This window comes from Actinacidiphila glaucinigra (assembly GCF_035918135.1).
Classification (GTDB): Bacteria; Actinomycetota; Actinomycetes; order Streptomycetales; family Streptomycetaceae; genus Actinacidiphila; species Actinacidiphila glaucinigra.
In genome coordinates this window covers 1,789,740-1,808,934 of record NZ_CP109144.1, presented here as the reverse complement: position 1 = coordinate 1,808,934, position 19,195 = coordinate 1,789,740, and the positions used below count along the sequence as shown (strand labels likewise).

The following is a 19,195-nucleotide window of genomic DNA, read 5'->3' as shown; positions in this document are numbered from 1 at the left end:
GTCACATGGCCCTGAGGGACGGCGCCGGGGCCCTCACCAGTCGGTCGGCGCGTAGTCCTTGAGGAACACCCCGAACAGGTCCTCGCCCTGCTCGCCGCGGACGATCGGGTCGTACACGCGGGCGGCGCCGTCGATCAGGTCCAGCGGGGCGTGGAAGCCCTCCTCGGCCATGCGGACCTTGTCCGGGTGCGGGCGCTCGTCGGTGATCCAGCCGGTGTCGACGCTGGTCATCAGGATGCCGTCGGTCTCCAGCATCTCCCGGGCGCTGGTGCGGGTCAGCATGTTGAGCGCGGCCTTGGCCATGTTGGTGTGCGGATGGCCCGCACCCTTGTAGCCGCGGGTGAACTTGCCCTCCATCGCGGAGACGTTCACCACGTACTTGCGGCGGGCGGCGGCAGCGGCCATCGCCGGGCGCAGCCTGCTGACCAGGATGAACGGCGCGGTCTCGTTGCACAGCTGCACTTCGAGCATCTCGACCGGGTCGACCTCGCCCACGGCGCGGCTCCAGCTGTTCTCCGCGTCCAGGTCGGGGATCAGCCCGCCGGCGTCGATCGCCGTGCCGGCCTCGATCCGGGCGAGCGAGGCCGAACCGCTGACCAGTGCCAGGTCCGTGACCTCCCGGGCCCGGGCGGCCAGCTCCGCGCGCGGGGCGGGCAGCGAGGGCTGGGCGCCGCTGCCGAAGGCGCCGAAGACCTCCGAGGCCGGCAGGGCCCCGGCCGGGAGCGGGGCGGACTCGGCGGCCACCAGCTCCGCGTACGCCGCGGGGGACCGGCGTACGGTCTGCGCCGCGTTGTTGATCAGGATGTCCAGCGGGCCCTCTGCGGCCACCGAGTCGGCGAGCGCCACCACCTGGGCCGGGTCGCGGAGGTCGACCCCGACGATCTTGAGGCGGTGGATCCACTCGTCGCTGTCCGGCATCGCCTTGAAGCGCCGGATCGCGTCCGCGGGGAAGCGCGTGGTGACGGTGGTGTGGGCGCCGTCGCGCAGCAGCCGCAGCGCGATGTACATGCCGATCTTGGCCCGGCCGCCGGTGAGCAGGGCGCGCCGGCCGCTCAGGTCGGCCCGTGCGTCGCGCCGGGCGCGGTTGGAGGCCGCGCAGTTCTGGCACAGCTGGTGGTAGAAGGCGTCGACCTCGACGTAGCGGCCCTTGCACACGTAGCAGGAGCGCGGCCGCTGCAGGATGCCGGCGATCTCACCGATGGTCGAGGAGGACGGCAGCAGCCCCTGGGTCTCGTCGTCGATGCGTTCCGCGGAGCCGGTGGCCGTGGCCTCGGTGACGGACTTGTCGTGGGCGGTCTTGGCGGAACGCCGCTCCTGGCGGCGGCGCTGCTTCACCGTCCGGTAGATGCCGGCCGTGGCCCTGCGCACGGTGATCGCGTCGGGGTGGTCCAGCGGCAGCTCGTCGAGTTCCCTCAGCACGCTGAGGCACAGTTCCAGGCGTACCGGGTCGATGCCGGGGATGCCGTCCCAGGCCGTGGCCGTGCTCTGCTCGTTCTCGGTCGCCGTCATGCCCGCCGTCGTTCCCTGGATCGTGTGTTCCCGCTGGTGTCCTGCGGAACTCTACGGAGGCGGCGGCGCCCGGCCAAAACGGCGGCTTTCACCCGTGCCGGGTCCGGCGGCCGCGGGAGGTGCCCCGGGGCGGTCCCGGAGCGGTCCGCGGTGCGCCGGTGGGTCACTCCAGGGGGGCGGTGGCCTCGCTCTCGTACTCGTAGTCCCACGGCTCGTCGGCCATGTGCTCGAGGCGCTTGTAGTACGCGGCGCTGTCCGGCCACGCCTGGTGCACCCCGGCGTCCTGCACGCTGATGGCCAGCGGGTCGTACAGGATGCCCTCGGGGGGCTGCCCCCCGGCTCCCAGGGCGATGCCGAGGGTGAGACCGTCCCCGGGGCCGCCGTGGAGTCGGATCCTGGTGGTCATGGAGGTCACCTCCTGTATCCCATGATCTCTCGCCGGGGGAGGTTTGGTGAAGAAGCGGGACGATCACCGGCCGTCGGCCGACAGCGCGTGAGAGATCCGTTACGTTACGCTTCTCCGCCCGCCACGACCCCCACGAGGTGCCCGCGTGCGCGAATTCAGTCTGCCCGCGCTGGTCCCGGCCACCCTCGCCGGCGGCCTCGCCGACGTGGTGTTCGAGACCGCGGCGCAGGCGCCCGACGAGGTGCGGCTGGGCCGCAAGGAGGACGGCCGCTGGCGGGACGTGACCGCGGCCGAGTTCCGCGACGAGGTGATGGCCCTGGCCAAGGGACTGCTCGCGCACGGGGTGCGGTTCGGGGACCGGGTGGGGATCATGTCGCGCACCCGCTACGAGTGGACGCTCTTCGACTTCGCGCTGTGGACCGTCGGGGCCCAGCCGGTGCCCGTCTACCCGTCCTCCTCCGCAGAGCAGCTGCGCTGGATCCTCCACGACACCGGCGCCGTCGGCTGCGTCCTGGAGCACGAGGACCACGCGATGACGCTGGGCTCGGTGATCGACCGGCTGCCCGCCGTGACCCGCGTCTGGCAGCTGGACTCCGGAGCGGTGAAGCAGCTGGTGGCGGACGGGGAGCGGATCTCCGAGGACGTGGTCCACCGGCACCGGCTCGCGGTCACCCCCGACGCCGTCGCCACCGTGATCTACACCTCGGGCACCACGGGACGCCCCCGGGGCTGCGTACTGACCCACGGCAACTTCATGTGCCAGACCGACAACCTCATCGCCGGCTGGCGACCGGTCTTCGACAGCGGCACCTCCGCGCAGCCGTCCGTGCTGCTGTTCCTGCCGCTGGCCCATGTCTTCGGCCGCATGATCCAGGTGGCGGCCGTGCGGGCGAGGGTGCGCCTGGGCCACCAGCCCGAGATGACGGCCGCCGAACTCCTGCCCGACCTGGCACTGTTCCGGCCGACCTTCGTGCTCGCCGTGCCGTACGTCTTCGAGAAGGTCTTCAACTCCGCGCGCGACAAGGCGGAGGAGGCGGGCCACCTCGGGGTGTTCGACAAGGCCGTCGAGGTGGCGGTGCGCTTCGCCGAGGCCCGCGAGCGGCGTGCGCTGGGCACCGGCCCGGGCCCGAGCGCGGCGCTGCGCGTGCTGCACCGCTTCTACGACCGGATGGTGTACGCCAGGGTCCGTGAGGCGCTGGGCGGCCGGGTCCGCAACGCGGTGAGCGGCGGCTCCACCATGGGGCGGCGGCTCGGGCTGTTCCTGGAGGGCGCGGGGGTCACGGTGTACGAGGGCTACGGGCTCACCGAGTCCACCTCGGCGGCCACCGCCAACCCGCCCGGCCGGGTGCGCTACGGCACGGTGGGCCACCCCGTGCCCGGGACGGCGGTCCGGATCTCCGACGAGGGCGAGATCCTGCTGCGCGGCCCGGCGGTCTTCTCCGGCTACCTCGGCGATCCCGAGGCCACGGCGCAGGCCCTGAGCGACGGTTGGCTGTACACCGGCGACCTCGGCTTCCTCGACGAGCACGGCTATCTGACGATCACCGGCCGCAAGAAGGAGATCATCGTCACCACCAGCGGCAAGAACCTCTCCCCGGCCGTCCTGGAGGAACGGGTCCGCGAGCACCCGCTGGTCGAGCACTGCCTGGTCATCGGGAACGACCGGCCGTACGTGACGGCCCTGGTGACCCTGGACACCGAGGCGACGGCCCAGTGGCTACGGCTGCGCGGCAAGGCCGAGGCCGGGCTGCAGGAGCTGGTGCGCGACCCGGACCTGGAGACCGAGGTGCGCAGGGCGGTGTCGGCGGCCAACACGCGGGTGTCGAGGGCGGAGTCGATCCGCTCGTTCCGCGTGCTGGCCGCCTCGTTCACCGAGGAGCGGGGGCTGGTCACCCCCTCGCGCAAGCTCAGGCGCCGGGCGGTCGAGGAGGCCTACGCCGCCGAGATCGACGCGATGTACCGGCGCTGAACCGCGGTCACGGCTTGGGGAGCCCGCACCCCGGCAGGGTGAGGTCGAAGCGGTTGCCCGTGGTCACGCAGGCGCCGATCCCGTAGGTCTGCTCGGCGTAGTTGATGCCCCGGCGGACGGTGACGGTGCCGTTCTCGTCCACCTCGCAGGGGTTGTTGAGGGTGCAGCGGCCGCCGTCCTCGTTGCCCGTGTTGTTGATGGCGACGACCTTGCCGGTCGCGGTGTCGATGACGGGCGAACCCGAGGTGCCGCCGATGGTGTTGCACGAGGAGGTGTAGCGGACCGAGTCCTTCCAGGTCCAGTCGCCCTCCTTGAGGAGGTGGACGAAACCGTCGATGCTGCAGCTGTAGATGGTCTTCCAGTAGCCGGAGACGACCTTGATGGCCGTGCCCTGTACGGGGTGCGTACCGGAGACCTCCAGCGCGGAGATCCCGTAGGAGGACTGGATCTGCGCGTAGGTGCGGCCCAGCTGGTACACCGAGATGTCGGTGTCGGTCATGGTCGCGTACGCGAGCTTGGTGGCGCGCAGCGTCGCGACCGAGCGGCCCGAGGCGTTGAGCAGCCCGAAGGTGCGTGTGGACGCCTGATTGACCAGCACCTCGCCGGGGTCGAGGAAGCCGCTGGTCAGGCAGTGCCCGTTGGAGAGCACCAGGGCGGGGTCGGTGGACGCGGAGCCCGGGAAGCGGATGAGCGACCCGGAGCAGTTGCTGAGCGACACCGTCCCGGCGAAGTCGACGGTGACCGCCGCGCCGGCCTGCGGTGCGGCCACGGCGTCCCGGCCGGTCGCCGAGGAGGGGGCGGCGGACAGGCCGAGGGTCGCGACCGCGGCGAGGGCCGTGAGGGCGGCCGCGAAGAATCCTCTGAGAGGTCGTTTCATGTGGGGGGTCCTCTCGAGACCGAAGTTCTTTCGGTTTTGGCATGCACATTGTTATGACTCGAGAGGGTGGTCACAAGAGGGCCCCGAACCCGCCGTACAGCCGGACCGCCGTACAGCTGGACCGCCGGACCGCGCCCGGCCGGTGCGCAGGAGGGCTGCCGGTGGGCGCGGTCCGATGACGGGCCGTCAGCCGGGCAGTCCCGCGACCCGGTCGCCGGTCCGGAGGGCGGGAGCGCCGATCCGCACGCCCGTCCCGTGCTCGTGGGGACGGGCCTGGACCGGTACGGCCGGGCGCGGCGCCGGGGCGTGGTGGGCTGCGCTCGCCAGCGAACGCCGGTCCGGCAGCGAGTCCGCCGCGAAGCGCGGGAGCGCCGCCACCTCCGCGGTGAGGCCGCGGGCCGCCACCACCCGGCGCACCGAGTCCATCAGGGTGTCCTCGCCGAGGAACGCCGCCGCGGTGCCGGGCCGCCCGTCGGCGTCCCGGTAGCGGACGAGCAGCGGCTGAACGTCGGCGCCCGCGTCCAGCGCGGACTGGAACAGCGCCCGGCGGTAGCGGCCTTCCTCGCGGCCGCACCAGGTGCTGCCCTCCGGGAAGGCCACCACCGTCGCGCCCGAGCGCAGCGCCTGCGCGACCTCGGCCACCGTGTCCGGCAGCGAGCGGATCCGCTCGCGGTCGATGAAGATCGTGCGGCCGCGCACGCACAGCCGCCCGATCACCGGCCAGTCGCGGATCTCCCGCTTGGCGACGTTGCGGCCCGGGAAGACCGCGGCGATCAGCAGGATGTCGAGCCACGACACGTGGTTGGCGACCACCAGCAGGCCGCGGCCCGGCTCCCGCGGCGCCGGTTCCGGCAGCCGCACCCGGATGCCGAAGGCGGCGACCACGGAGCGGGTCCACCGCCGAATCAGCCGCTCGCGCCCCGCCGGGCCGCACAGCGCGCCGAGCGGCACCGACAGCGCGACGCCGAACAGCAGCACCGCAGCCGCGGCGGCGTACCGCAGCATCCGACGGACCCGGCCCACCACCGGACCGTCGCCGGTCACGCACGCCTGCGGGGTGCAGGACGAGACCGGTGACCACCACGTCGTGGCCATCTCAGACCGACCCGAGCGAGCCGAGGGCGCCGAAGTGGCGCAGGTAGCGCTCGTCGGTGCGCTCCAGCGAGAGCAGGATGAACAGGTCGGCGACACCGAAGTCCGGGTCGTGGGCGGGCTCGCCGCACACCCAGGCGCCCAGCCGCAGGTAGCCGCGGAGCAGCGGGGGCAGCGTGGTGCGGGCCGGGCGGGCGATGCCCGCCGGGTCCCAGGGGCGGTGCGGGGAGACCCGGTACGCCTCGGGGGCCAGGTTCTTGACGGAGACCCGGTCCCACACGCCGGCCGCCATCGCGCCGCCGTCGTTCAGCTCCACCGAACAGCAGCCGGCGACCCAGTTGTGGCCGGTGGTCGCCATGTAGCGGGTGATGCCGCCCCACATCAGGGCGACGACGGCCCCGTCCCGGTGCGCGGGGTGCACGCACGAGCGGCCCACCTCGACCATGTCGTGCTGGATCGGGGCGAGCCGGCTCAGGTCGAACTCGGACTCGGAGTAGGTGCGGCCGGCGCGGCGGGCGTTGGCCGGGGTGAGCAGCCGGTAGGTGCCGACGACCTCGCCGGTGAGGTCCTCCTTCACCAGCAGGTGGTCGCAGTGGGCGTCGAGGGCGTCGACGTCCAGGCCCGGCTCGGGGGTGTCCAGCACGGCCCCCATCTCCCCGGCGAACACCTGGTGCCGCAGACGCTGCGCGGCCCGCACCTCGGCCTCGTCCTGGGCGAGGCTCACCGAATAGCGGGGCCGGTCGGTCGGGGTGTCGACGACGGGAGCGAGTTCGTACGAAGCGGTCATGGCGCGATTCCCTGGTCAGGGGGACGGGGACACCCTTAGATGTCCCGTCGCGGCCTTGCCTTGGCGTGTCGTCGACGGAGCGAGCAGATGTGCGCTCGCTGAAGTGCCGGTGCCGTGGGCCGCAGGCCGCCCGCTTCACCCGGAAAGCGCGCCCAAGCGGCCTTCGAGCAGCAGCAGGAGCTCGCCGAGGATGCCCGCCAGCTCCTCACGGCGGCCCTCCGGGAGCCCGGACACCAGCCCGGTCTCGTAGGCGAGCTGCTCGGGCAGCACGCGGTCGACGAGCGCCAGGCCCTCGTCGGTGAGCCGCAGGTGGGAGACCCGGCGGTCACGGCCGTCCGGGCGGCGGGCCACCAGGCCGCGCTCCTCCAGCAGCTTGATCCGCTTGGTGACCGCGGCCCCCGAGGCGAAGGTCTCCCGGGCCAGCCGGCCCGGTGTCAGTTCGCCGCCGACCCGGCGCAGGGCGATGATGATGTCGTACTCCGGGCGGGTGAGGCCCTCGCGGCCCAGGGGCGTCTCGGTGACCTGCTGCAGCAGGGCGGCGCAGCGGTTCAGCCGGCCGATCACGGCGACCGGCCCGAAGTCCAGATCGGGGTAGACCTCCTGCCACTGGCGCAGCACCGTCGCGACGGCGTCCTCCACGCGAGTCGTCCTTCCTCCGTACGCCGGCGGCTCCGGCGGCGTCCGCATGATCGTACGCGTCGTCACGGCACGGCGACGGACCGGCCGTCCCCCGCGCCGACCTGCGGGCATCAGGTGCCCGCACTCCTTCACGGTGGATGCTTTACGCGTGAAGGATCTGCCCGCCGCGCGGTGCAACCGACGCGGTGGCCGGCCCCGCTCCGGGACCGGCCACCGCGGACGCGCACGGATCAGGCGGGGAAGGCCAGCGACAGCGCGAACCGGCCCTCGGCGTCGGTCCACCAGTGCCGCAGGGCGAGACCGGCGGCGGCCAGCTCGGCCCGCACCCCCTCCTCGCGGAACTTGGCGGAGACCTCGGTGCGCATCGTCTCTCCGCGGGTGAAGTCCACGGACAGGTCGAGCGCGGGGACCTTCACGGTCACGTCGGCGCGCGCCCGCAGGCGCATCTCGATCCACTCCTCCTCGCGGTCCCACACGGCGACGTGGTCGAAGTCGTCCGGGTGGAAGTCCGCGCCGAGCTCGCGGTCGATGACCGACAGGACGTTCTTGTTGAAGGCGGCCGTGACGCCCTGCGCGTCGTCGTACGCCGCCACCAGCGTCGTCTCGTCCTTGACCAGGTCGGTGCCGAGGAGCAGCGCGTCGCCCTGGGAGAGCAGCGCGCGGACCGAGGAGAGGAAGCGGGCCCGCTCCTGCGGCAGGAGGTTGCCGATGGTGCCGCCGAGGAAGGCGACGAGCCGGGGGCCGGGCGTCTCCGGCAGGGCGAGCCCGTGCTGGAAGTCGGCCACCAGCGCGTGCACGGACAGGTCGCGGTGGTCGGCGAGCAGGGCCTCGCCAGCACCGGTGAGCGCGGACTCGCTGACGTCGATCGGCACGTACGTCAGCGGCCCGCCCAGCGCGCCGATCAGCAGCCGGGTCTTCTCCGAGGAGCCGGAGCCCAGCTCGACCAGGGTGCGGGCACCGGTCGCCTTGGCGATCTCCGGAGCGCGCGCGTGCAGGATCTCCCGCTCGGCGCGGGTCGGGTAGTACTCGGGCAGCCGGGTGATCTCCTCGAACAGCTCGCTGCCACGGGCGTCGTAGAACCACTTGGGCGGAAGTTGTTTGGGGCTGCGGGTCAGCCCGTGGGCCACGTCGGCGCGCAGCGCGGCCGCGGTGGCGTCGGCGGGCAGGGTGCGGGTGAGGGTGAACGGGCTCACAGGTGCGGCTCCTTGAGCGGGATCAGCAGGACCTCGGTGGGATCGCCGTAGAGCAGGTGGCGGTCGGGGACCTCGGTCCAGCGCGGACTGTCGTCGTACGGCTCGGAGGCCACGACGAGGGAGCGGCCGGGCGTGTCCAGGTACCAGAGCGTGTCGCCCCAGGCGGTGCCGGCGATAGCCAGGCCGTCGGTCAGCAGGAAGTTGAGCCGTGAGTCGGGGGTCAGCGCGGCCAGCCGGCCGACGGTGTCGGCGAGCGCCTCGTCCGCCGGGGCGCCGGCCCGCAGCCGGTGCAGGGTCAGCGCCCAGGCCAGCGCCGAGTCGCAGCGTGCCTCCAGGGTCAGCAGCTCCTCGGGGGGCAGGGCGCGGGCCGCCTCGGCGACCGAGTGCGGCCAGCCGCGCAGCGCGCCGTTGTGGCTGAACAGCCAGCGGCCCGCCGTGTACGGGGCGGCGGCGGACTCGTCGGCCACCGAGCCCTCGGTGATGTCGCGGACCGCGCCGAGCAGCGCCCCGGAGCGCGTCACCCGGCACACGTCCGCGAAGGACGGGTCGTCCCAGATCGGCCCGGCGCGCCGGTAGCGCGCGGGCAGCGGGTCCCCGTCCGCGTACCAGCCCAGGCCGAAGCCGTCGGCGTTGACCGTGCCGTACTTCTGCCGGCGCGGCGCCCACGACTGGCGGTACAGCGAGTGCGGCGGGTCGATGACGAGTTCGCGGAGCGCGACGGGCGGACCGACGTACGCCAGGTGCCGGCACATCAGCCGCGCCTCCGTCTGCCCGGGGCCCTCACAGCTGCTCCGGGCGGGCGTCGCGGGCGGTGCGGAAGCCGGAGAAGATCTGCCGCCGGACCGGGTAGTCCCAGTTGCGGAACGTGCCCCGGCAGGCCACCCGGTCCACGGCGAAGGAACCGCCGCGCAGCACCTTGTGGTCGGGGCCGAAGAAGACCTCCGAGTACTCCTTGTACGGGAACGGGGCGAAGCCCGGATACGGCAGGAAGTCGCTCGCCGTCCACTCCCACACGTCGCCGACCAGCTGCCGTACGCCCAGCGGCGAGGCGCCGGCCGGGTAGCTGCCGACCGGGGCCGGCTGCAGGTGCCGCTGGCCGAGGTTGGCGTGCTCCGGGCCGGGGTCGGCGTCGCCCCACGGGTAGCGGCGGGAGCGCCCGGTCGCCGGGTCGTGCCGGGCCGCCTTCTCCCACTCCGTCTCCGTCGGCAGCCGGCGGCCGGCCCAGCGGGCGTACGCGTCGGCCTCGTACCAGCACACGTGCAGCACGGGCTCCTCGCGCGGCACCGGCTCGGTCACCCCGAAGCGGCGGCGCAGCCACGCACCGCCCTCCCGGTGCCAGAACAGCGGGGCGGCCAGGCCGTGCTCGCGGACGTGCGCCCAGCCGGCCGGGGTCCACCAGCGCTCGTCCTCGTAGCCGCCGTCCTCGACGAAGGCGAGGTACGCGCCGTTGCTCACCGGCACGGTGTCGATGAAGAACGGCGCCACCTCGCGCAGGTGTGAGGGGCGTTCGTTGTCCAGCGACCACGGCTCGGTCGAGGTGCCCATGGTGAACGGACCGCCGGGGACGAGGACCTCGGCCGGCAGCAGCGCCGTGTCCGCGGGTGCGGGCGGCGGCGGGGGCGCGGTCAGGGCCACCGGGCCCCGACGCAGCTGATGGGTGATCAGCATCGTCTCGTCGTGCTGCTGTTCGTGCTGGGCGATCATGCCGAAGGCGAAGGCCGCGTCGGTCAGCGGTGTGCCGTGCAGGGGCGCCCGCTCCAGGATGTCCAGCACCCTGCCGCGTACCTCGGCCGCGTAGGCGTGCGCCTCCGCGGGCGGCAGCAGCGGCAGCGTGGGGCGCTCCGAGCGCGGGTGCTCGAAGGCGTCGTAGATCGGGTCGATGTCGGGCCGCAGGGCCTCACGGCCGCCGACGTTCCGCAGCAGCCACTGCTCCTCCTGGTTGCCGATGTGGGCCAGGTCCCACACCAGGGGGGACATCAACGGGGAGTGCTGGGCGGTGAGTTCACGGTCGTCGACGCACGTGGTGAGCGCCCGGGTGCGCTCACGCGCGGTGGTCAGGGCGTCCAGCGCCCGCCGACGCAGGGCTTCGGGGTCGAGCGCGGGTGCGGTCACGTGCGGCTCTCCTTGCGTAGAAAGGCGTCGAGCATGTCGTCGGCGGGACAGCGGCCGCGCTGGACGTAGCGCTCGGTGAAGTCGTCCACCGCCCCCTGCACGGCGCGGTCCGCCCCGAGCCGGGGCAGGGCCTCGCGGGCCGCGGCGAAGCAGGTCATGGCGATGGCGTGGAGTTCGGGGTCGGCCAGGCCGTGCCGGGCGGCGCGCCGCCACAGCGGGTTGCGGGGCGCCGGGTCACGGCCCGCCGCGTCGGCGAGCGGCTTGACCGCCCGGTAGGCGACCTCGGAGGCGGCGGCGTCGTCGAAGAGCGCCACGGCCACGGCCAGCGGCACGATCCAGCCGTCCCGCCCCGGCTGCGCGTCGATCATGCGCAGCTCCAGGTAGCCGCGCGGCCGCACCGGCGGGAAGAGCGTCGACAGGTGGTAGTCCAGGTCGGCGAGGGTCGGCCGGCGGTGCGACCCCCGACGGATCCAGTCACGGAAGGTGAGCCCGTCGGGCACCGTCCAGGGCGCCTCCTCGCCACGGATGCACAGCACCGGGGCGTCCAGGGCGTAGGCCGTCCAGGCCGTCCGCGGATCGGTCCCGGCGGGCGGGGCGAGGGTGCGTCCCGGGTCCAGGGCCGCCCACACCGCCTGCCGGGTGGACCGCCAGCCGGTCGGACGGCCCGTGCTGAGCGGCGAGTTGGCGAACGCCGCCACCAGGACCGCGCCCAGCAGGTGCGCCAGCAGCCAGCGTCTGCCGAGCCCGAAGGGGCCAGGCACCTCGGTGCCCGAGTCCAGGCAGACCTGGACGGAGGCCGTGGAGCACATCATGGCCCGGCCCGCGGGTCCTGAACGGTCGAAGTACGTCTCCATGGCCGCGTACCGGGGCTCGTCCAGCAGCCGGCGCGGCCGTCGCCAGGGATCGTGGCCGTGGCCCGCCAGAGCCAGGCCCTCCCGGCGGAGCCGGTGGCGTACGGAGCGGAGGTCCGCGGCCGCGGCGTCGACGCACGCGGTCAGAGAGGGGGCGGGCAGCGAGCTGAGCTCAAGCTGTCCGCCGGGCTCGGTCGTGAGCCGGGAGCGGAGGTACAGGTCGCGCAGTCCGGCGACGGCGGCGCCGAGCCGTGCGGGGCCCATCGGGCGGGCCGGGTCGTGCGCATCGTGAAGGAACCATTCCAGTTCCACGCCTATGCGGCGCGGCGGGCCGGTCTTGAAACAGATGCCCTGGATATGCTCCTCCGCCGCTGTCTCGCTGATCGGTTCGGACGTCTCCGTCCGCTGACTGGTGCCGGGCATGGCCGGGACCTCCCGTCGAAGGCGGTTCTCCGTGTCCGCCCGGCCGCGGCCGGGCGGTGTCCGTACCACCTAAGCCCTTCGGCGCGGGGCACTCAAGAGCGCCCCGGACGAACGGCCGAGGGACGGCAGGTGACACCCGTGTCGAGGGCGGCCTCTGCCGTCCGGTCCGAATCAAGAGTGGACCGCCACCTCGCGGCCCGCATCTCCGGAGCACATCCGTGCAGGTCAGAGGGTTGGTGCCAGACCCTTCGCGACGACGGTCCGGCCCACGCCGGCCATCGCGGCGGTACGGCGCCGCCCGCGGGCCGGATCCGCCGGCCCGGTCGCCGGAGGGGTGCGCGGCACATGCGCTGCGTCTGCCCGGACGGACCCGTGGCAAACGGCCGCCCCTCGGGGCGCGGGCCCGGAACGCGGGCTCAGCGGTCCAGGAGCCCCACGCGGTCCTGGGCGCGGTAGCGCTCCAGCAGGGTGGCGAGGTCGTCGGCGGCGAAGGGGCGGTACGCCGTTCCGCACGGTCCGTCGCCGGGCGGCGACCACCACACGGGGTCGGGGCAGCGGAAGCCCTCACGGCGCAGTGCCGCGCGCCGCACCTTGTGGGTGGCGGTGACCGGCATGCGCGGCACGATGCGTACGAAGCGAGGGGCCGACTTCGTGCCGAGGTCGGCCTGCGCGGCCAGGAAGGCCGCGAAGGCGCCGGGGTCGAAGGCGGAGCCCTCGCGGAGGGCCAGGGCCGCCATGACCTGGTCGCCCGAGACGGGGTCGGGGACGGCGTACACGGCGACGGCCGCCGCCGCGGGGAAGCGGGCCAGGACGTTCTCGACGACCGCGGCGGCCAGGTTCTCGCCGTCCACGCGCACCCTGTCGTCGGCGCGGCCCGCGAAGTGGAACCAGCCCTCGGTGTCGCGGAAGAACAGGTCGCCGGTCCAGTACCAGCCGTCGCGGGTGCGGGCGGCGACCGCCTCGGGGTTGCGCCAGTAGCCCTCGAAGCGGGAGGGGCCGCGGTTGACGAGCTCGCCGATCGCCTCGTCACCGTTGAGCAGCCGGCCCGCCCCGTCGAGCAGCGCGCGGGGCCGCTCCGCGCCGCTCGCCGGGTCCACCACGGCCAGGTCGGCGCCGGGCGCGGCACGCCCGACCGCGCCGGGCGGCGTGCCGGGGGAGCGCTGTATGGCGGCGCCGCCCTCGGAGGAGCCGTAGCCCTCGGTGAGGGGCACGCCGAAGCGCTCCGCGAACCGGGCCGCGTCCACGGCCCCGGCCTCGGTGCCGAAGCCCCGGCGCAGGCGGTGGTCGCGGTCGTCGGGCCGTTCGGGGGTGGCGAGCAGATACTGCACGGCCCGCCCGACGTAGGTGAAGTACGTGGCCCCGTAGGCGCGTACGTCCGGCAGGAAGCGGGAGGCGGAGAAGGTCCGGCGCAGCGCCACCGCGCCGCCGCCCGCGAGGGCGGGTGCCCAGCCGGCCATCACGGCGTTGCCGTGGAAGAGCGGCATGCACAGGTAGTGGACGTCGTCCGGCCCGAGGCCCAGGAAGCGGCTGAGGGCGGCGCCCGCGTCGGCGAGCCTCCCCTGGGAGACGATCACGGCCTTGGGGGCGCCCGTCGAGCCGGAGGTGAAGTAGAGCAGCAGCCGCGTGCCGGGGCCTGTCCGCCCGCCGCGCGGCGGGCCGGCGTCCTCGTACGGGCTCAGCAGCGCCGGGTACGCCGGGTCGTCCACGACCAGGACGCGCTCCGGGGGGAGGGGGAGCGCCAGCCCGCGCAGCGACGGCAGGTGCGCGCGCTCGGTGACCAGCACCGCGCATTCGGTGTGCGTGATGTCCCGGGCCAGCTCAGCACCGCGCCGGGTCGGGTTGACCCCCACCACGGCGGCCCCGGCGTACGCCGCGGCGCCGAGCCACAGCGGGAACTCCGGGACGTTGCCCAGGAGCACTCCGACGTGCGGTTCGGCGCCGTGCGGCAGCAGGTCGGCCAGGAGCGCCGCGCGGGCGGCGGAGGCGGCCGCGACCTCGTGGCGGCTGAGCCCGCGCTCCCCGTACAGCAGCCCGGGGCGCGGATCGCCCCACTGGCCCTCGACGAGCTCCGCCACGGTGCGTCCCATGGGGCCGCACCATAGCTGACGCTCCGTCAGATGTCAGGCCTTCGGGGCCTCCTGGTCCGCGCCCTGCTCGGCGATGGACTTGCGGACCTCGTCCATGTCCAGGTCGCGGGCCTGCTTGATCAGGTCCTCGAACGCGGGCGCCGGCAGCGCGCCGGGCTGGGAGAAGACGGCCACCTTGTCGCGGATGATCATCAGCGTCGGGATGGACTGGATCTGGAACGCGGCGGCCAGCTCGGGCTGCGCCTCCGTGTCGATCTTGCCGAACACGAGGTCGGTGTTCTTCTCCGCGGCCGCCTCGTAGACGGGGGCGAACATCCGGCACGGGCCGCACCAGGACGCCCAGAAGTCGATCAGGACGAAATCGTTGCTGCCCACGACCTCGTCGAAGTTGTCCTTGGTGAGCTCAACAGTGCTCATGCTTCCCTTACCTGCTTCCGGGTGCCGTCGGTCGGGACCCACTGACCGTAACCGAAGGCAGCGCTGCGCTATTCCGAACGCCGTCCCGGCGCGTCCTCCCGCCGCCGCCCGCGGAACGGGATGCCGGGAGCCGGGCCGGGCCGGATGCTGGAGGGGGCGGGAGCGTCCGCTGCCCCCGCCGGGCAGGCGCGGAGCGACCACGGGAGCGGTCGATGGTGACGACGATGCACGCCGTACGGGCCCACCGGCGCGGCGGACCGGAACAGCTCCGCTACGAGACCGCGCCGCGCCCCGAGCCGGACCCGGGCGAGGCCCTGGTCGCGGTGCGGGCGGCCTCCGTGACCGCGGGGGAGCTCGACTGGGACGCGACCTGGACCGACAGCTTCGACGGCTCGGGCCGCGACCGCACCCCCACCATCCCCTCGCACGAGGTCTCCGGCGTGGTCGCCGACGTGGGGCCCGGGGTCGTCACCCCGAGGGTCGGGGAAGCCGTCTACGCGCTGATCCCCTTCGTCCACGACGGCGCCGCCGCCGAGTTCGTCACCCTCCCCGCGGGCATCCTGGCCCCCAAGCCACGGCGGATCGACCACGACGCGGCCGCCTCGGTCCCGCTCGCCGCGCTCACCGTCTGGCAGGCGCTCGCCCGCCACGCCGGGGTCACCCCCGGCCGGCACGTCCTCGTCCACGGCGCGGCGGGCGGCGTCGGTTCCTTCGCCGTCCAGATCGCCGCGGCGCTCGGCGCGCAGGTCACGGCGACCGCCGCCGCGCGCGACGCCGGCTTCGTCGCCGGACTCGGCGCGGGGCGCGTCGTCGACTACGCAGGCAGCCGCTTCGAGGACGAGGTGGCGGACGTGGACGTCGTCTTCGACGCCGTCGGCGGCGCCACGCAGGACCGCTCCTGGTCGGTGCTGCGCCCGGGCGGCCTCCTGGTGAGCATCGTGTCCCCGCCCGACCCGGAGATCGCCCGCGCGCACGGCGCCCGGGGCGTCTTCTTCGTCGTCGAGCCGGACCGGGCGGGCCTGGAAGCGGTCTCACGGCTCGTCGACGGCGGCAAGCTCACCCCGCGGGTCGACCGCGTGGTGCCGCTCACCGAGACCCGCGCCGCCTACGAGGCGCTGGAGCACGAGCACCGCCGCGGCAAGGTCGTCATCCACGTCGCCGACGGGACCTGACCGCCGGGACCGCCCGGGACGGGGTGCCGGCGGAGCCTACGGGACGACGGTCACCGGCCAGCGGCCCGCCTTGACCAGCCGTACCGCCACCGAGCCCACGATCCGGTGCCCGGCCTTCTCCGAGGCGCCCACCACGACCGCGTCGGCCTTGAGTTCGTTCGAGGCCTGCGACAGCCCGCTGAACGGGTCGCCCACGAAGGTGTGGAACTCCCAGCGCAGGCTGGACACCGACTGGAAGCGGGCGGCGGCCTTCTCTATCTCCGCCTTGAGCTGGTCGGCGATCTCGGCGGTCGCCTCCGCGACCGGGGCGCCGAAGGCGGCTCCCGCCGCCAGGACCGGCTGCACGTAGACGATCGCCAGCAGCGCGTTCTGGCGCCGCGCCAGCCCCGCCGCGTACGCCACGGCGCGCCACGACGGCTCCGATCCGTCCAGTCCCGCCACGATCACCTTGGGACCGTCCGTGCCCCGCTCGAAAGGCGCCTTGTCGCTCACGTTCCGAGCCTACTTGCGCGACTGGCGCGCGCGCCGCACCGGACGCGGGGAATCCCCGGCCGCGGCGAGATGGCCGTCCACCAGCCGCTGCAGCGCGGAGGCGAAGACCGTCCGCTCGTCCTCGGGGAGGGCCGCCAGCAGGTCGCCGTGGACGCGCGCGGTGATCTCCCTGCCGCGGGAGACGAGCTCCCGTCCGGGTTCGGTGACGGTGATGATGCGGGCCCGGCGGTCCGTGGGGGAGGGGTGCCGCTCGGCGAGGCCGGCCCGCTCGAGCTCGTCCATGGTGACGACCATCGTGGTCTTGTCCTGCTGGGAGATCTCGGCGAGTTGAGCCTGCGTCAGCTGCCCGGGGAGCGCGTGCAGCAGCACGCAGTACCCGCGGGGGCTGAGCCCGACCTCGGCCAGGGCGGCCGCCAGCCGGTTCGTCATGGCGTGGCTGGCGAACTGCAGCAGCCCGGTGAAGTCGGGCGCGGATGCCGTGGAACCCATGGTCCGAGCCTAGCAAAAAGGTCCGTTACCGAATCATCGGTGACGCGAATGATTCGGCGGATAAATCGTTCGGCCGCACGGGCCGGGCTGCCTAGCATGAGACGGCATGAACCCCCCGCCTCGTCATCACGACGTCCCCGGCAAGCCCTCCCTCGACGGGCTCGAAGCGAAATGGTCGCGGCGCTGGGACGAGTCGGGCGTACACCGCTTCGACCGGTCGAGGCCGCGCGAGGAGATCTTCTCCATCGACACCCCGCCGCCCACGGCCAGCGGATCGCTCCACATCGGACACGTCTTCTCGTACACCCACACCGACACCGTCGCCCGCTACCGGCGCATGCGCGGGCAGACCGTCTTCTACCCCATGGGCTGGGACGACAACGGCCTGCCCACCGAGCGCCGGGTCCAGAACCACTACGGGGTCCGCTGCGACCCCTCGCTCCCCTACGACCCCGGCCTCACCCCGCCCGAGCACCCCGGCACACACCAGCGGCCCGTCTCCCGGCGGAACTTCATCGAACTGTGCGAGGCCCTCACCGCCGAGGACGAGAAGGCCTTCGAGGAACTGTGGCGCCGCCTCGGCCTGTCGGTCGACTGGACGCTCACCTACCGGACCGTCGGCGCCCGTTCGCGAGCCGCCTCCCAGCGCGCCTTCCTGCGCAACCTGGCGCGCGGCGAGGCCTACTCGACCGAGGCGCCCACCCTGTGGGACACCACCTTCCGCACCGCCGTCGCCCAGGCGGAGCTGGAGGACCGCGAACGTCCCGGCGCCTACCACCGGCTGGCCTTCCACCGCCCCGGCGGCGGCCGGGTCGTCGTCGCCACCACCCGGCCCGAACTCCTCCCGGCCTGCGTCGCCCTGGTCGCGCACCCCGACGACGAGCGCTACCGGGACCTCGTCGGCACGACCGTCACAACGCCGGTCCTCGGCGTCGAGGTCCCCGTCCACGCCCACCGGCTGGCCGACCCGGACAAGGGCACCGGCATCGCCATGGTCTGCACCTTCGGCGACACCACCGATGTCACCTGGTGGCGCGAACTCCGGCTGCCCACCCGGCCGGTCCTCGGCCGCGACGGGCGCTTCCTGCCGGCGCCGCCGGCCGCCCTGGGCACGGCGCAGGCCCGCGAGGCGTACGGACGGCTGGCCGGCGCCACCGCGCACACCGGCCGCGAGCGGCTGGTGGAGATGCTGCGCGAGAGCGGAGAGCTGGAGGGCGAGCCCGAACCGGTCGTCCACGCCGTCAAGTTCTACGAGAAGGGCGACCGGCCGCTGGAGATCGTCACCACCCGCCAGTGGTACCTGCGCAACGGCGGCCGCGACGAGGCCCTGCGGGACCGGCTGCTGGAGCGGGGCCGCGAGTTGCGCTGGCACCCCGAACGGATGCGGGTCCGCTACGAGAGCTGGGTCGAAGGGCTCAACGGCGACTGGCTGATCAGCCGCCAACGCTGGTTCGGCGTCCCCGTCCCCGTCTGGTACCCGCTCGACGAGGCCGGCGAGCCCGTCCACGACGAGCCGCTCGTCCCGGACGAGTCCGCGCTGCCCGTCGATCCCGGCACCGATGTCCCCGACGGCTACCGCGCGGAGCAGCGGGGCGTGCCCGGCGGCTTCACCGGCGACCCGGACGTCATGGACACCTGGGCGACCTCGTCGCTCACCCCGCAGATCGCCGCCGGATGGGGCACCGACGACGAGCTGTTCGCCAAGGTCTTCCCGATGGACCTGCGACCGCAGGCGCACGAGATCATCCGCACCTGGCTGTTCGGCAGTATCGTCCGCGCCCACGCCGAGCAGGACGTCCTGCCGTGGCGGCACGCGGCGATCTCCGGCTGGATCCTCGACCCGGACCGCAAGAAGATGTCCAAGTCCCGGGGCAGGGCGGTCACCCCCGGGGACCTGCTGCAGCAGCACGGCTCCGACGCCGTCCGCTACTGGGCGGCCTCCGCCCGGCCCGGCACGGACACCGCCTTCGACACCGGGCAGATGAAGATCGGCCGCCGCCTCGCCGTCAAGGTCCTCAACGTCGGCCGCTTCGTGCTCACCTCCGGCGCGAGGCCCGACGCGGGTGCCCCGGAGGTCACCGCGCCGCTGGACCGCGCCCTCCTTGCGGCCCTCGCGTCGACCGTCCGCGCCGCGACCGACGCCCTGGAGGACTTCGACCACGCCCGCGCCCTGGAACAGGCCGAGTCCTTCTTCTGGGACTTCTGCGACGACTACGTCGAGCTGGTCAAGGGCCGAGCGTACGACGGCGACACCTCCGCCCTCGCCACGCTGGCCACCGCCCTGTCCGTCCTGCTGAGGCTGCTCGCGCCCTTCCTGCCCTTCGTCACCGAGGAGGTCTGGTCGTGGTGGCGCGAGGACTCCGTCCACCGCGCCGAGTGGCCCGACGCGGACGCGCTGCGGGCACTCGCCGACGACGGCGACCCGCGCGTCCTGGCCACCGCCCGCGACGCGATCACCGCGGTCCGCAGGGCCAAGTCCGAGGCGCGGATGTCGATGCGGTCGGAGGTCGCCCGCCTCGTCGTCACCGGCCCGGCCCCGGAGCTGGCGTTCCTCGCCATGGCCGAGGACGACGTCCGCGCCGCGGCCCGCGCGGCGGCGGTGGAACGCGTCCCGGCGGCCGGTGACGGGCTGGCGTACGAGGTGCGTCTTCCGGAGGTGGCCTCCTGACCTGGTGACGGC

Annotated in this window: 17 protein-coding genes; 3 read left to right on the top strand and 14 right to left on the bottom strand. The window is 74.1% G+C overall.

Annotation, left to right across the window (positions count from 1 at the left end; genetic code table 11):
- Window positions 1–33 precede the first annotated feature (33 nt).
- Window positions 34–1,509, bottom strand: coding sequence for an SDR family NAD(P)-dependent oxidoreductase (locus OIE69_RS08005; protein WP_326571246.1), 1,476 nt, complete (start codon window positions 1,507–1,509; stop codon window positions 34–36).
- Window positions 1,510–1,672: 163 nt separating this feature from the next.
- Window positions 1,673–1,915: a hypothetical protein gene (locus OIE69_RS08000; RefSeq protein ID WP_089223484.1), complete on the bottom strand. Its 243-nt coding sequence runs from the start codon at window positions 1,913–1,915 to the stop codon at window positions 1,673–1,675.
- A 145-nt stretch (window positions 1,916–2,060) separates the two neighbouring features.
- Here OIE69_RS08000 and OIE69_RS07995 point away from each other — a divergent pair, with 145 nt between their 5' ends.
- Window positions 2,061–3,884: an AMP-dependent synthetase/ligase gene (locus tag OIE69_RS07995; protein WP_326571245.1), complete on the top strand. Its 1,824-nt coding sequence runs from the start codon at window positions 2,061–2,063 to the stop codon at window positions 3,882–3,884.
- 7 nt (window positions 3,885–3,891) lie between these two features.
- Here the strand turns inward: OIE69_RS07995 and OIE69_RS07990 are convergent, their stop codons facing one another.
- The 10 genes from OIE69_RS07990 to trxA all read right to left on the bottom strand — a co-directional run bounded on the left by OIE69_RS07990 (window position 3,892) and on the right by trxA (window position 14,362).
- Window positions 3,892–4,761, bottom strand: a complete 870-nt coding sequence (locus tag OIE69_RS07990) for a S1 family peptidase (RefSeq protein ID WP_326571244.1) — start codon at window positions 4,759–4,761, stop codon at window positions 3,892–3,894.
- A 186-nt stretch (window positions 4,762–4,947) separates the two neighbouring features.
- Window positions 4,948–5,856 carry a lysophospholipid acyltransferase family protein gene (locus OIE69_RS07985; RefSeq protein ID WP_326571243.1) on the bottom strand — a complete coding sequence of 303 codons (909 nt, stop codon included), beginning with the start codon at window positions 5,854–5,856 and terminating at the stop codon, window positions 4,948–4,950.
- A gap of 1 nt (window position 5,857) precedes the next feature.
- A complete protein-coding gene (locus OIE69_RS07980) occupies window positions 5,858–6,640 on the bottom strand; it encodes a GNAT family N-acetyltransferase (RefSeq protein ID WP_326571242.1) in 783 nt (260 codons plus the stop codon).
- A gap of 135 nt (window positions 6,641–6,775) precedes the next feature.
- Entirely contained in the window at window positions 6,776–7,327 is a 552-nt protein-coding gene (locus OIE69_RS07975; protein WP_326571241.1) for a MarR family winged helix-turn-helix transcriptional regulator, read from the bottom strand.
- A 182-nt stretch (window positions 7,328–7,509) separates the two neighbouring features.
- Entirely contained in the window at window positions 7,510–8,472 is a 963-nt protein-coding gene (gene egtD, locus OIE69_RS07970; RefSeq protein WP_326571240.1) for an L-histidine N(alpha)-methyltransferase, read from the bottom strand.
- Entirely contained in the window at window positions 8,469–9,224 is a 756-nt protein-coding gene (gene egtC, locus OIE69_RS07965) for an ergothioneine biosynthesis protein EgtC (protein WP_326571239.1), read from the bottom strand. The genes egtD and egtC overlap by 4 nt, the downstream gene beginning before the upstream one ends.
- Window positions 9,225–9,252: 28 nt before the next feature.
- Window positions 9,253–10,584, bottom strand: a complete 1,332-nt coding sequence (egtB, locus tag OIE69_RS07960; RefSeq protein ID WP_326571238.1) for an ergothioneine biosynthesis protein EgtB — start codon at window positions 10,582–10,584, stop codon at window positions 9,253–9,255.
- Window positions 10,581–11,858 carry an ergothioneine biosynthesis glutamate--cysteine ligase EgtA gene (egtA, locus tag OIE69_RS07955; RefSeq protein ID WP_326571237.1) on the bottom strand — a complete coding sequence of 426 codons (1,278 nt, stop codon included), beginning with the start codon at window positions 11,856–11,858 and terminating at the stop codon, window positions 10,581–10,583. The genes egtB and egtA overlap by 4 nt, the downstream gene beginning before the upstream one ends.
- 416 nt (window positions 11,859–12,274) lie before the next feature.
- On the bottom strand, window positions 12,275–13,945 hold the full coding sequence (locus OIE69_RS07950) for an AMP-binding protein (protein WP_326571236.1): 1,671 nt from the start codon (window positions 13,943–13,945) through the stop codon (window positions 12,275–12,277).
- Between the two features lie 33 nt (window positions 13,946–13,978).
- Window positions 13,979–14,362 (bottom strand): thioredoxin, encoded by a 384-nt coding sequence (trxA, locus tag OIE69_RS07945; RefSeq protein ID WP_326571235.1) that lies wholly within the window; start codon window positions 14,360–14,362, stop codon window positions 13,979–13,981.
- A gap of 212 nt (window positions 14,363–14,574) precedes the next feature.
- On the opposite strand from trxA, the gene OIE69_RS07940 reads away from it, so the two are divergent.
- Window positions 14,575–15,534, top strand: coding sequence for an NADP-dependent oxidoreductase (locus OIE69_RS07940; protein WP_326571234.1), 960 nt, complete (start codon window positions 14,575–14,577; stop codon window positions 15,532–15,534).
- A gap of 36 nt (window positions 15,535–15,570) precedes the next feature.
- Here the strand turns inward: OIE69_RS07940 and OIE69_RS07935 are convergent, their stop codons facing one another.
- Window positions 15,571–16,026, bottom strand: a complete 456-nt coding sequence (locus OIE69_RS07935; RefSeq protein ID WP_326571233.1) for a universal stress protein — start codon at window positions 16,024–16,026, stop codon at window positions 15,571–15,573.
- A 9-nt stretch (window positions 16,027–16,035) separates the two neighbouring features.
- Complete coding sequence (locus OIE69_RS07930) at window positions 16,036–16,515, bottom strand: MarR family winged helix-turn-helix transcriptional regulator (protein ID WP_326571232.1); 480 nt, start codon at window positions 16,513–16,515, stop codon at window positions 16,036–16,038.
- 106 nt (window positions 16,516–16,621) lie between these two features.
- Between OIE69_RS07930 and valS the strand changes: the two genes are divergently transcribed.
- Window positions 16,622–19,183, top strand: a complete 2,562-nt coding sequence (gene valS, locus OIE69_RS07925; RefSeq protein ID WP_326571231.1) for a valine--tRNA ligase — start codon at window positions 16,622–16,624, stop codon at window positions 19,181–19,183.
- Window positions 19,184–19,195 lie beyond the last annotated feature (12 nt).

What these genes read in the sequence shown, in the direction of transcription:
- OIE69_RS08005 (WP_326571246.1), bottom strand. Translation starts at nt 1,509, where the DNA reads ATGACGGCGACCGAGAACGAGCAGAGCACGGCCACGGCCTGGGACGGC.
- OIE69_RS08000 (WP_089223484.1), bottom strand. Translation starts at nt 1,915, where the DNA reads ATGACCACCAGGATCCGACTCCACGGCGGCCCCGGGGACGGTCTCACC.
- OIE69_RS07990 (WP_326571244.1), bottom strand. Translation starts at nt 4,761, where the DNA reads ATGAAACGACCTCTCAGAGGATTCTTCGCGGCCGCCCTCACGGCCCTC.
- OIE69_RS07985 (WP_326571243.1), bottom strand. Translation starts at nt 5,856, where the DNA reads ATGGCCACGACGTGGTGGTCACCGGTCTCGTCCTGCACCCCGCAGGCG.
- OIE69_RS07980 (WP_326571242.1), bottom strand. Translation starts at nt 6,640, where the DNA reads ATGACCGCTTCGTACGAACTCGCTCCCGTCGTCGACACCCCGACCGAC.
- OIE69_RS07975 (WP_326571241.1), bottom strand. Translation starts at nt 7,327, where the DNA reads ATGCGGACGCCGCCGGAGCCGCCGGCGTACGGAGGAAGGACGACTCGC.
- egtC (WP_326571239.1), bottom strand. Translation starts at nt 9,224, where the DNA reads ATGTGCCGGCACCTGGCGTACGTCGGTCCGCCCGTCGCGCTCCGCGAA.
- egtA (WP_326571237.1), bottom strand. Translation starts at nt 11,858, where the DNA reads ATGCCCGGCACCAGTCAGCGGACGGAGACGTCCGAACCGATCAGCGAG.
- OIE69_RS07950 (WP_326571236.1), bottom strand. Translation starts at nt 13,945, where the DNA reads ATGGGACGCACCGTGGCGGAGCTCGTCGAGGGCCAGTGGGGCGATCCG.
- trxA (WP_326571235.1), bottom strand. Translation starts at nt 14,362, where the DNA reads ATGAGCACTGTTGAGCTCACCAAGGACAACTTCGACGAGGTCGTGGGC.
- OIE69_RS07940 (WP_326571234.1), top strand. Translation starts at nt 14,575, where the DNA reads ATGGTGACGACGATGCACGCCGTACGGGCCCACCGGCGCGGCGGACCG.
- OIE69_RS07930 (WP_326571232.1), bottom strand. Translation starts at nt 16,515, where the DNA reads ATGGGTTCCACGGCATCCGCGCCCGACTTCACCGGGCTGCTGCAGTTC.
- valS (WP_326571231.1), top strand. Translation starts at nt 16,622, where the DNA reads ATGAACCCCCCGCCTCGTCATCACGACGTCCCCGGCAAGCCCTCCCTC.